We start from the raw sequence: 11,985 nt of genomic DNA, 5'->3' as shown, positions 1-11,985 counted from the left end.
GCTTGCGAACGCTACCCGCGGGGCACGACAGCCCCCGTGAGGCAGCGACGCATCGGAGACCAGACCGTCAGCGCCATCGGGCTCGGGGCGATGCCCCTGTCCACCAGGACCGACCGGCCCTCCCGCGAGGACGCCGTCGCCACCGTGCACGCCGCGCTCGACGCCGGCGTGACCCTGATCGACACCGCCGACGCCTACGCCGCCGACGAGTCGGAGTTCGGCCACAACGAGTCGCTCGTGGCCGAGGCGCTGGCCTCCTACGGTGGTGACACCTCGTCGGTGCTCGTCGCCACCAAGGGTGGGCACACCCGCCGGGGCACCGACTGGGAGCTCGACGGGTCGCCGGCGTACCTGCGCCGCGCCTGCGAGGACTCGCTGCGCCGGCTGGGCGTCGACGCCGTCGGCCTCTACCAGTTCCACCGGCCCGACCCGGACACGCCGTGGGAGGAGTCGATGGCCGGGCTGCGACAGCTGGTCGACGACGGGCTGGTGCGCATGGTCGGCATCTCCAACGCCGACATCGCGCAGATCGACGTCGCCCGCTCGATCGTGGGTCCTGCGCTGGCCAGCGTGCAGAACCAGTTCTCCCCCGGCTGGCGGTTCTCCGCCGACGAGCTGGCCCACTGCGAGGCCCACGGGCTGGCCTTCATCCCGTGGAGCCCCTTCGGCGGCGTGTCGGCGGCCGGCGCGCTGCAGTCCTCCGCGCCGGCGTTCGCGGAGCTCGCCGAGGAGCTGGGCGTGTCGGTGTACCGCGTGGCCCTGGCCTGGCACCTCGCCCAGTCCGAGGTCGTCGTCCCCATCCCGGGGGCCTCACGACCGGCGTCCATCCAGGACTCCGCGGCCGCCGCGGACCTGCAGCTCACCGCCGAGCAGCTCGCCCGCCTCGACGAGTCCTGAGCCGTCCCGCGACCGGCTGCCGCGAGACGCCTGCCGGGGAGGATGGCCGCATGACCACGCCGGACCTGCCACCGGTCCACCGGGACGAGGCCCTGGCGCTGTGGTCGGCCTACGCGAGCGCCCGCCCGCAGCCGGCCCCACCCGAGGAGGAGCCCTGGGTCGGCCGGTTCGGCGACTCCGTGGACCTGGCCGACGAGCTGCTCGGCCTGGTGCTCGCCGGCACCAAGCGGGCCACGGCCGGACTGGTCCTCGACCACGCCCACGACGCCGAGCCGCTCCCCCGGGTCGGCGGTCACTGGGTGGTCTGCGACGGCGCCGGCCGGCCCCGCTGCGTGCTCCGCACCGTCGAGCTGCGCCTCGGCCGGCTGGACAGCGTCGACGCCGCCTTCGCCTGGGACGAGGGCGAGGGCGACCGCACCCGGGCGAGCTGGCTGCGGGCACACGAGCGCTACTTCCGCCGCACGCTGGCCGCCCGCGGTCAGACGTGGGACGACGACCTCGAGGTGGTCTTCGAACGCTTCCGCGTCGTCTGGCCGCCCGACGTCGCGGACTGAGCAGCCGTGGGAACGGCCGGAGACCTCAGCGGGTCGGGTCGGTGGGACCGGGCGCGCCCGGCTCGCCGGGCAGGGCGGGCTCGTCGGGCTGGGCGTCGATGCCGGCCTCCTTGCGCTGGGCCTCGGTGATCGGCGTCGGCGCACCGGTCAGCGGGTCGTACCCGGCGCCGGTCTTCGGGAAGGCGATGACCTCGCGGATGGAGTCCACCCCGGACAGCAGCGCGCAGGTGCGGTCCCAGCCGATGGCGGCACCGGCGTGCGGTGGCGGGCCGTAGGAGAAGGCCTCCAGGAAGAACCCGAACCGCTCGCGCGCCTCCTCCTGCGACATCCCGAGGGTCTCGAACACCCGCTCCTGCAGCTCGGCGTCGTGGATGCGGACCGAGCCGCTGGCCAGCTCGTTCCCGTTGCACACCAGGTCGTAGGCGTCCGACAGGGCAGCGCCCTTGTCCTGCTCGAAGCGGTCCCGCCAGTCGGGTGTCGGCGAGGTGAAGGGGTGGTGCGTGAACGTCCAGGAGCCGTCCTCGGTCTCCTCGAACATCGGGAAGTCGACTACGAACAGGAACGACCACGAGCCCGGCTCGACCAGCTCCAGCCGGCGGGCGGTCTCGTTGCGCGCCGCGCCGAGCAGCTCCTGCGCCGGCCGGCGGGCCCCCGCGGCGAAGAAGACGCAGTCCCCGGGCTGCGCACCCACGGCGGCGACGAGGCCCTCGCGCTCGGCGTCGGAGATGTTCTTCGCCACCGGCCCGCCGAGCGTGCCGTCCTCCCCGACCGTCACGTACGCCAGCCCGCGGTGCCCGCGCGACTTCGCCCAGTCCTGCCACGCGTCGAAGGCCCGGCGCGGCTGCGAGCCACCGCCGGGCATCACGATCGCGCCGACGTACGGCGCCTGGAACACCCGGAACGGCGTCTGCGCGAAGTACTCCGTGAGCTCGGTGAGCTCGATGCCGAACCGCAGGTCGGGCTTGTCCGAGCCGAAGCGGTCCATCGCCTCGCGGTAGGTCATCCGCGGGATTTCCGGCACGTCGTAGGAGGCCAGCTCCTGCCACAGCGCCCGGACGACGTCCTCGACGACGGCGAGCACGTCGTCGCGCTCGACGAAGCTCATCTCGAAGTCCAGCTGGGTGAACTCCGGCTGCCGGTCGGCGCGGAAGTCCTCGTCCCGGAAGCAGCGGGCGATCTGGTAGTAGCGCTCCAGCCCGCCGATCATCAGCAGCTGCTTGAACAGCTGCGGCGACTGCGGCAGCGCGTACCACTTGCCCGGCTGCAGCCGCACCGGCACGAGGAAGTCGCGGGCGCCCTCGGGCGTGGAGCGGGTGAGGGTCGGCGTCTCCACCTCGGTGAACCCGTGCCGGGCCATCACCTCGCGGGCGATCCGGCTGACCTCCGACCGCAGCCGGAGGGCCTTCGCCGGACCCTGCCGCCGCAGGTCCAGGTAGCGGTACCGGTAGCGGACGTCGTCCGACGCGGCCTGGTCGGTCTCGATCGGGAACGGCAACGGGGCGGACGGCGACAGGACGCGCAGCTCGGCGGCGGCCACCTCGATCTCCCCGGTCGGCAGCTCCGGGTTCTCGTTGCCCTCGGGACGCCGGCGGACCTCGCCGGTGACCAGCACGCAGAACTCGTTGCGGAGGGCGTGCGCCTCCTCCTCGCGGACGACGACCTGGATGTAGCCCGAGGCGTCGCGCAGGTCGACGAAGACGACCCCGCCGTGGTCGCGGCGGCGGGCGACCCAGCCGGCGAGGGTGACGGTGGAACCGGCGTCGGACGCGCGCAGCGTTCCGGCGTCGTGGGTGCGGAGCACGGGGGTTGCCTCTCGGGGTGGTGGGCGGGAGATGACGCAGCAGGGAGGACTGGTCACCAGCGGTCGTGGACGTGCGCGCGGATCCGCTCGTCGTAGACGCGCTCGAGGTCGGCGAGCTGGGCGCCGGTCAGCGGCGGCAGCGCGGCCGCCGCGACGTTGCCGCGGACCTGCTCGACGGTCCGCGCGCCGGGGATCACCGTGGTGACGCCGGGCTGGTCGATCACCCAGCGCAGCGCGAACGCCGCCGTCGGGGCGTCGCCGGCGATCTCGGCCACCTCGCGGGCGGCCGCGACGCCCACCTCGAACGGCACGCCGGAGAAGGTCTCGCCGACGTCGAAGGCCTCGCCGTGGCGGTTGAAGCTGCGGTGGTCGTCGGGCGCGAACGTCGTCGACTCGTCGTACTTGCCGGTCAGCAGCCCGCTGGCCAGCGGCACCCGGGCCAGGATCCCGACACCGGCCCTCCGCGCGGCGGGCAGCAGCTCCTCGAGCGGCTTGCGCCGGAAGATGTTCAGGATGACCTGCACCGTCTGCACGTTCGGGCGCTGGATGGCCCGCAGCCCCTCGGCCACCGTCTCCACCGAGACGCCGTAGGCGGCGACGGCGCCCTCCTCGAGCAGGGTATCGAGGGTGTCGTAGACGCGGTCGTCCTCGTAGGTGGCCGGCGGCGGGCAGTGCAGCTGCACCAGGTCGAGGGTCTCCACGCCGAGGTTGCGGCGGGACCGGTCGACCCAGGCCCGCAGGTTCTCCGGCGTGTACTGCGCGGCCTCGAACGGGTCGGCGCGGCGGCCGGCCTTGGTCGCCACGAACGGCCGGTCGGACCGGGCCACCAGCGCACGGCGGATGCGCTCCTCGGAGCGGCCGTCGCCGTAGACGTCGGCGGTGTCGAGCAGGGTGACGCCGGCGTCGAGCGCGGCGTCGAGGACGTCGGCGGCGGTGTCGTCGTCGACGTCCCCCCAGTCACCGCCGAGCTGCCAGGTGCCCAGGCCGACGACGCTGACGTCGGCTCCCGTCCGGCCCAGCGGCCGCTGCTCCATGCTCATCGGTCGACCCCACCCTCGTTCCGCTCCTCGGCCGTCGGCGCTCCCTGCGATGCTCGCTCGGGCGTCGTCTCCGGCACGCTCATCCCTCCACGCTCGCACGCACCCGCTCGAACAGCTCCCCGACCGGGACGGCCGTCTGCTCGCCGGTGCGCATGTCCTTCAGCTGGCCGACGCCCTCGGCCAGGTCGCGCTCGCCGATGACGACGACGTGCGAGGCCCCCGACCGGTCGGCCGCCTTCATCGCGCCCTTGAGCCCGCGCCCGCCGTAGACGGTGTCGGCCGAGACGCCGGCCTGGCGCAGCCGGCCGACCAGGCGCACGGCCAGCCGCTTGGCCTCCGCGCCCAGCGGGACGACGAAGGCCTGGACGCCGGACGCCGTCCCGACGTCGAGACCCTCGGCCTGCACCGCCAGCAGCGTCCGGTCGACGCCGACGGCGTAGCCGATGCCGGAGACGTCGGGGCCGCCGAGAGCGGCGGAGAGCCCGTCGTAGCGCCCGCCCCCGCCGATGGCCGACTGCGCGCCCAGGCCGTTGTGCACGAACTCGAACGTCGTCTTCGTGTAGTAGTCCAGCCCGCGCACCAGCCGGGGCGCCTCGGTCCAGGTCACGCCGAGGTCGGTGAGGTGCTGGCGGACGGCGTCGTAGTGCGCCCTGGTCGAGTCCGAGAGGTGGTCGACCATCAGCGGCGCCTCGTCCAGCTGCGCCTGCACCTCGGGCCGCTTGTCGTCGAGCACCCGCAGGGGGTTGATGGCCGCGCGCCGCCGGGTCTCCTCGTCCAGGTCGAGCTTGTCCAGGTAGGCGACGAGCTGCTCCCGGTACTGCGGCCGGCACGTCGAGTCGCCCAGCGAGGTCAGCAGCAGCTCGAAGTCGGTGAGCCCGAGGCCGCGGAAGCCCTGCACACCCAGCGCCACCACCTCGGCGTCCAGCGCCGGGTCGTCGACGCCGAGCGCCTCCATGTCGACCTGGGTGAAGTGCCGGTAGCGACCGGCCTGCGGGCGCTCGTAGCGGAACGCCGAACCGACCGTCCACAGCTTCACCGGCAGCGCGCCGGTGTGCAGCCGGTGCTCGATGAAGGCCCGCATCAGCCCGGCGGTGAGCTCCGGGCGCAGGGTCAGCGAGCGGCCGCCGCGGTCGTCGAAGGTGTACATCTCCTTCGTCACGACGTCGGTGGACTCCCCCACCCCGCGGGAGAACACCTCGGTGTGCTCGAACACCGGCGTCTCGACGTAGCCGTAGCCGGCCCGGCGCAGCGGCGCGGTGAGCGTCTCCCGGACGGCGAGGAACCGCTCGGACTCCGGCGGCAGGACGTCGAAGGTGCCCTTCGGGGCGGTCAGGCCGCTCACGAGCCCTCCTCGCTGGCGCCCGTCGGCCGCGTTCGCGGCGCTGCTGTGCTCCCCGGTGAGCTCGCGAGCCCGCTCACAACCCGCGGCCCTTCGGAGCGCTCGCCGCCTCGGCCAGGTAGGGGTTGGTCGCCCGCTCCCGGCCGATCGTGGTCGCCGGCCCGTGCCCGGGCAGCACCACCGTCTCGTCGTCCAGCGGCAGGACGACGTCCTGCAGCGAGCGCAGCATGTCCTCCCACGACCCGCCGGGCAGGTCGACCCGGCCCACCGAACCGGCGAAGAGCACGTCGCCGGCCAGCAGCCCCGGGGCGCCGTCGAACTCGCTGCCCAGGTCCAGGGAGAAGACGACCGAGCCCCGGGTGTGCCCGGGCGCGTGCCGCACCGTCAGCTCGACGCCGGCCAGCGACAGCACCGCGCCGTCGTCGAGCGGCTTCACGTCGGTGGGGTCGGGCAGCCGGACGCCGGTGATCAGCGGAGCCAGCTGCGGACCGTGCCAACGGGCGGGGTCGGAGAGCATGCCGCTGTCGGCGGGGTGTAGATAGGCGGGGATGTCGTAGCCGTCGCAGACCGGGAGCACCGAGAAGGTGTGGTCGAGGTGGCCGTGGGTCAGCACGACGGCGACCGGCCTGAGGCCGTCGTCGGCGAGCATGCGGGCCAGTGGCTCGACGGCGTCCATGCCCGGGTCGACCACCACGCACTCCTGCCGGGGACCGGAGGCGACGGCGTAGCAGTTGGTGCCGAACGCGCCGGCCGGGAACGAGCGGATGAGCACCCGTGCAGGTTACGCGGGGCCCGCGCGCCGCCCCCGAGCCCGCACGGTGTCAGGGAACGGTCAGGCTCGGCGCCTAGACTTGCCCAACGACCAGCGGGGTGCGGGCGCCCTGGACGTCCCCCCGCAGCCGTGCGTCTCGAGGAGTACCACCCGTGCCGAGCAACAAGCAGCGACGCCAGGCCGCCCAGCGGCGGCTGCAGCGCCAACTCGAGCGCCGCGCCGAGCTGGCCAGGAAGCGTCGCCGCAACGTGCTGATCGGGGTCACCACCGCGGCGGTGGTGCTCGTCGTCGGCGTCGTCCTGCTGCTCACCGGGATCGGCGGCGACGACACCGACACGGCGGCCGCGGAGCCCACCCCCACGAGCCCGGCCGCCCCGACCCCCGGCGTGGTCGACGGCAGCGACGGCACCTGCGACTGGACGCCGGCCGACACCACGGCCAACCCGAACCTGCAGGCCGACACCGGCACCCCGCCGGTCGAGGTCACGGCGACCGGCACCACCGAGGTCGACGTCACCACGAACTTCGGCCCGATCGGCCTGACGCTGGACAACGCCAACGCCCCCTGCGCGGTGGCGAGCATGGTGTACCTGGCCGGGCAGGGTTACTTCGACGACACGATCTGCCACCGCGAGACCGACTCCGAGGGCCTGAAGGTGCTGCAGTGCGGCGATCCCAGCGGCAGCGGCGCCGGCGGCCCGGCCTACGAGTTCCCGACCCAGGTCACCGGCGCGGAGACCTACCCCCGCGGCACGGTCGCGATGGCCAACAGCGGCCAGGGCTTCGACGGCAGCCAGTTTTTCCTCGTGTGGGGCGACAGCCAGCTGCCGCCGAACTACACGGTGCTCGGCACCATCGACGAGCCCGGGCTGGCCACCCTCGACACCATCGCCGCCAACGGCAACGACGGCAGCAACGGGCCCGGCGACGGTGCGCCCACCCAGGAGGTCCGGATCCAGACGCTGACGGTGGCCGCGTGAGCCGGCGGCTGCGCGCGGCGGCCGGCCTCGCCGGCGCGCTGCTCACCCTGTCCGCCTGCGGCGGCTCCAGCGGCGAGGGCGGCCGGGCCGACAGCCCCGCCGGCGCGGGCGACGGCGACACGGCGGGATCGGGCACGGTGACCTGCGAGTGGGGCGAGGGCTCCTCGGCCAACCCCTACCTGACCGAGGTGGCCCCGCCCGACGACGTCGCCCCCGCGTCCGGCACGACCGCGCTGCGGGTGACGACGAACCTGGGCGAGCTGACCCTCATCCTCGACCGCGCCGCGACCCCGTGCGCGGCCGCCAGCCTGGTGCACCTGACCGAGCAGGGCTTCTTCGACGACACCCCCTGCCACCGCGAGGTCGACAGCGAGGGGCTCCAGGTGCTGCAGTGCGGCGACCCCACCGGCACCGGCGCCGGCGGGCCGACCTACACCTCGCCGACCGAGGTCACCGGCGCGGAGACCTACCCCCGCGGCACGGTCGCGATGGCCAACAGCGGCCAGGGCTTCGACGGCAGCCAGTTCTTCCTGGTGTGGGGCGACAGCCAGCTGCCGCCGGACTACACCGTCGTGGGCACCGTCGACGAGGCCGGCCTGGCCGTGCTCGACGAGGTGGCGGCCAACGGCAACGACGGCTCGCTGGACCCCAGCCCCGGTGGCGGCGCCCCGAACGTGCCGGTGACGATCGAGTCGGTCACCGTCGCCTGACGGGCCCGGCCGCGCCCGACCCTACGCAGGCTCCCCGCCGGGGTTCCTAGAGCGCGCCGGCCACCGGGACGGCGCCCTGTTCCCCGCACCGCCGTCCGCTGTCCGCGGTCACCGCGACCCGGCTGCCCGACGGCCGGGGGCCCCGGCACCCAGCCGCTCCAGCAGCGCGGTCCTGATCGCCGGGCGCGAGCCGAACACCAGCAGGAACGCCGCCTCCCGCGCCGTCCGCTCGGCGACCGATCCGGTGCGGACGGCGGAGCTGCCGGTGGCGGCCACCAGCGCCCCGGCCGCACGGTGCGCGAACGCCGCCGCAGCGGCCCGCGCGCCCGGCAGCCCGGCCGGTCCGGCGGTGTCCAGCCCGCTGCGGATCGCGGCCAGCTCGGCGTCCAGCGGTGACGGGCCCACCAGCCGGATGCAGCGCAGCGCCAGGCCGAGCGCCAGCGAGCCGTTGAGCCGCAGCCCCGCCGCGTCCCCGGCGAGCAGGTCGGCCAGCGGCGCGGTGTGCACCAGCCGGCCGGCGGGAGCGCGGTGGCCGGTGAGCCGCAGCTCGACGGTGCGGCTGGCGGCCACGGCCACCATCGGCTGCGGCGTGGCGGTCAGGGTCGGGCCGTCCTGCGCGTCGGCCAGCACGAACAGGACGTCCTCGCCGATCCGCGCGGCCACGAGCACCAGGTCCACCAGCCCCCAGCCGGTCACCCACGGCACGGCGCCGTCCAGCACGAGCTCCGCGCCGTCCCAGCGGGCGCGGATCGCCGGCGGCCCCGGTCGCAGCGCCGCCTGCAGCGCGATGCCGGCTCGCCTCCGGCCGGCGCAGAGGTCGGCGAGGAGAGCGGCACGCAGCTCCGGCGGCCCGGCGGCCGCCAGCCGGCCGACCACGCCCAGGTGCTGCAGCCAGACGAACGTCGTCGCCAGGTCGCCGGCGGCCAGCTCCTCGACGACCGCCGCCACCGTGGCCGGGTCGGCGTCCGCTCCCCCGGCGTCGGCCGGTCCCGTCAGTCCGTGGAGCCCGGCGTCGGCGAGCCGGTCGAGGTGGCTGGTGGGGACGGACCCGGCGGCCTCGACCGCGGCGGCCTCCGGCGCGAGCAGGTCGGCGGCGAGGCCGCGGGCCGCGGCCACGAGGTCGGTCACCCCGACATCCTCGCCCGGCCGCCTGCAGGCTCAGGTCCGGCCCCGTCCCGGGTCCCCGGCCCGTCCGGAGGCTCACCCCGAGCCTGCCAGGGGTGAGGGGGACGGGGTCCTCTGACGAGGGGTGGACGGGACGGCGGCCCCTGCAGGGTCCCGCCGCGACCCGGGACGGGGTCCTTCCACGGTGAGGGCAGGGAGTCCTCTCTCAGGCCGTGACACGCTCCACGTCGAAGACGCCCTCCACGTTGCGCACCGTCTGCAGCACCGCGCCCAGGTGCGCCGGGTCGGCCAGCTCGAAGGTGAACCGGCTGACCGCGACGCGGTCGCGGCTGGTCTGCACCGACGCCGACAGGATGTTGACCCGCTCGTCGGCCAGTGCCTTGGTGACGTCGGAGAGCAGCCGGTGCCGGTCGAGCGCCTCGACCTGGATGGCCACCAGGAACACCGAGCCGGGCTGCGAGGCCCACTCGACCTCGACCAGACGTTCAGGCTTGCGCTGGAGGTCGGCGGCGTTCGTGCAGTCGGTGCGGTGCACGCTCACGCCACCGCCCCGGGTCACGAACCCGAGGATCCCGTCACCGGGCACGGGTGTGCAGCACTTGGCGAGCTTGGCCCACACGTCGGACATGCCGTGGACGACGATGCCGGGGTCGCCGCCGGAGGGGCGCCGGTGCACCGGACGGCGCATCGGGATGGTGGTCTCGGCGATGTCCTCGACCGCGCCCTCGGTCCCACCCAGGGCGGCGATGAGCTTCTCGACGATCGACGACGCGGAGATCTGGTTCTCCCCCACCGCGGCGTACAGCGCGGTCACGTCGGCGTAGCGGAGGTCCTTGGCCAGGGTGCCGAGTGCGTCGCCGCCGAGCAGCCGCTGCAGCGGCAGGCCCGCCTTGCGCATCGCCCGGGTCAGCGCCTCCTTGCCCGCCTCGACGGCGTCCTCGCGGCGCTCCTTGGTGAACCACTGGCGGATCTTGGTGCGCGCGCGGGAGGAGCCGACGAAGGCCAGCCAGTCCTGCGAGGGCCCGGCCGTGGGCGACTTGGAGGTGAAGATCTCGACGACGTCGCCGTTGTTGAGCTTGCTGTCGAGGGAGACCAGCGTGCCGTTGACCCGGGCGCCGATGCAGCGGTGGCCGACCTCGGTGTGCACCGCGTAGGCGAAGTCCACCGGGGTGGCGTTGCCCGGCAGGCTGACCACGTCGCCCTTGGGCGTGAAGACGAAGACCTCCTGCGGGCCGAGGTCGTAGCGCAGCGTCTCCAGGAACTCGCCGGGCTCCTGCGCCTCCCGCTGCCAGTCCAGCAGCTGGCGCAGCCACAGCATGTCGTCGGGCGACCCGGTCTTGCCGCCACGGCCCTCGCCCGGCCCGGGGCGGCCGCCGGACCTGGCCTTCTCCTTGTACTTCCAGTGCGCGGCGATGCCGTACTCGGCGGTGCGGTGCATGTCGTGCGTGCGGATCTGCAGCTCGACCGGCTTGCCCTGCGGCCCGATCACCGTCGTGTGCAGCGACTGGTACATGTTGAACTTCGGCATCGCGACGAAGTCCTTGAACCGGCCGGGCACCGGCTGCCAGTGGGCGTGCATGATGCCCAGCGCCGCGTAGCAGTCGCGCACCGAGTCGACCAGGATCCGGATGCCCACCAGGTCCCAGATGTCGGTGAAGTCGCGGCCGCGGACGATCATCTTCTGGTAGATCGAGTAGTAGTGCTTGGGCCGGCCGGTGACGACGGCCGGGATGCCCGCGGCCTTGAGCTGGTCGGTGACGGCGGCGGTGACCTCGGCCAGGTAGGTGTCCCGGGACGGCGCCCGCTCGGCGACCAGCCGCACGATCTCGTCGTAGCGCTTGGGGTAGAGGGTCGCGAAGGCGAGGTCCTCGAGTTCCCACTTGATGGTGTTCATGCCCAGCCGGTGGGCCAGCGGGGCGAGGATCTCCAGCGTCTCGCGTGCCTTCTTCTCCTGCTTCTCCGGCGGGAGGAAGCGCAGCGTGCGCATGTTGTGCAGCCGGTCGGCGAGCTTGATGACCAGCACCCGGGGGTCGCGGGCCATCGCCACGATCATCTTGCGGATCGTCTCGGCCTGGGCGGCGTCGCCGAGCTTGACCCGGTCGATCTTGGTGACGCCGTCGACGAGGTGGGCCACCTCGGGACCGAACGCCTCGGTGATCGACTCCAGCGTCTGCCCGGTGTCCTCGACGGTGTCGTGCAGCAGCGCGGCGACCAGCGCCGTGGTGTCCATGCCGAGCCCGGCGAGGATCGTCGCCACGGCCAGCGGGTGGGTGATGTAGGGGTCGCCGCTCTTGCGCTTCTGCGTCGCGTGCGCCGCCTCGGCGACGTCGTAGGCCCGCTGGAGCAGCGCCAGGTCGGCCTTGGGGTGGCTCTGCCGGTGCAGCGCGGCCAGGGGCTCCAGCACCGGGCGGACGAGCCCGCTGCGCTGGCCGGCGACGATGCGGCGAGCCAGCCGGTCGCGGACCCGGCGCCGCGGCGCGCCGCCGTGGGCGTCGTGCTCGCCGGGGGGCTCGGCGCCCACGTCGTCCGGACGACGAACCACCGGGCGGCTCGGCAGGGGCTGCCGCTCGCCGCCGTCGGTCGTGCCGCTCCCGGCCGGGAGCGCCAGGGCCCCCTCACCGGCCGGCAGGGCCGGCGCTGCGTCCCCGGCCGGCAGGGCCGGCGCTGCGTCCCCGGCCGGCAGGGCCGGCGCGTCGGGCCGCGCGGCAGCCACGTTGGTGGCGGCGTCGGGGCCCATGGCGACTCCTGCTCAGAGGTCGGTCGCTCC

Annotated in this window: 10 protein-coding genes; 4 read left to right on the top strand and 6 right to left on the bottom strand. The window is 74.6% G+C overall.

The window, feature by feature from the left end:
* Positions 1-36 precede the first annotated feature (36 nt).
* Together ACU610_RS04730 and ACU610_RS04725 are read left to right on the top strand one after the other, a co-directional pair.
* Entirely contained in the window at positions 37-897 is an 861-nt protein-coding gene (locus ACU610_RS04730) for an aldo/keto reductase (RefSeq protein ID WP_446766562.1), read from the top strand.
* Between the two features lie 50 nt (positions 898-947).
* Positions 948-1,451 (top strand): ASCH domain-containing protein, encoded by a 504-nt coding sequence (locus ACU610_RS04725; RefSeq protein WP_446766561.1) that lies wholly within the window; start codon positions 948-950, stop codon positions 1,449-1,451.
* Between the two features lie 25 nt (positions 1,452-1,476).
* Here ACU610_RS04725 and aspS read toward each other — a convergent pair whose 3' ends face one another.
* From aspS to ACU610_RS04705, 4 genes are all read right to left on the bottom strand, one after another.
* Complete coding sequence (gene aspS / locus ACU610_RS04720; RefSeq protein ID WP_446766560.1) at positions 1,477-3,252, bottom strand: aspartate--tRNA ligase; 1,776 nt, start codon at positions 3,250-3,252, stop codon at positions 1,477-1,479.
* Between the two features lie 53 nt (positions 3,253-3,305).
* A complete protein-coding gene (locus ACU610_RS04715; protein ID WP_446766559.1) occupies positions 3,306-4,292 on the bottom strand; it encodes an aldo/keto reductase in 987 nt (328 codons plus the stop codon).
* A 79-nt stretch (positions 4,293-4,371) separates the two neighbouring features.
* On the bottom strand, positions 4,372-5,634 hold the full coding sequence (hisS, locus tag ACU610_RS04710) for a histidine--tRNA ligase (RefSeq protein WP_446766558.1): 1,263 nt from the start codon (positions 5,632-5,634) through the stop codon (positions 4,372-4,374).
* 73 nt (positions 5,635-5,707) lie between these two features.
* A complete protein-coding gene (locus ACU610_RS04705; protein ID WP_446766557.1) occupies positions 5,708-6,403 on the bottom strand; it encodes an MBL fold metallo-hydrolase in 696 nt (231 codons plus the stop codon).
* Positions 6,404-6,555: 152 nt separating this feature from the next.
* Here ACU610_RS04705 and ACU610_RS04700 point away from each other — a divergent pair, with 152 nt between their 5' ends.
* Positions 6,556-7,383: a peptidylprolyl isomerase gene (locus ACU610_RS04700; protein WP_446766556.1), complete on the top strand. Its 828-nt coding sequence runs from the start codon at positions 6,556-6,558 to the stop codon at positions 7,381-7,383.
* Positions 7,380-8,093 (top strand): peptidylprolyl isomerase, encoded by a 714-nt coding sequence (locus ACU610_RS04695; protein WP_446766555.1) that lies wholly within the window; start codon positions 7,380-7,382, stop codon positions 8,091-8,093. The genes ACU610_RS04700 and ACU610_RS04695 overlap by 4 nt, the downstream gene beginning before the upstream one ends.
* Before the next feature lie 108 nt (positions 8,094-8,201).
* Here ACU610_RS04695 and ACU610_RS04690 read toward each other — a convergent pair whose 3' ends face one another.
* Together ACU610_RS04690 and ACU610_RS04685 are read right to left on the bottom strand one after the other, a co-directional pair.
* Positions 8,202-9,221 (bottom strand): acyl-CoA dehydrogenase family protein, encoded by a 1,020-nt coding sequence (locus tag ACU610_RS04690; protein ID WP_446766554.1) that lies wholly within the window; start codon positions 9,219-9,221, stop codon positions 8,202-8,204.
* Positions 9,222-9,423: 202 nt separating this feature from the next.
* Entirely contained in the window at positions 9,424-11,955 is a 2,532-nt protein-coding gene (locus ACU610_RS04685) for a RelA/SpoT family protein (RefSeq protein WP_446766553.1), read from the bottom strand.
* Positions 11,956-11,985 lie beyond the last annotated feature (30 nt).

The sequence above is a fragment of the Geodermatophilus sp. URMC 61 genome, from assembly GCF_052931555.1.
Note: the sequence above shows the minus strand (reverse complement) of the source record. Positions and strands in the feature narration are given on the sequence as shown.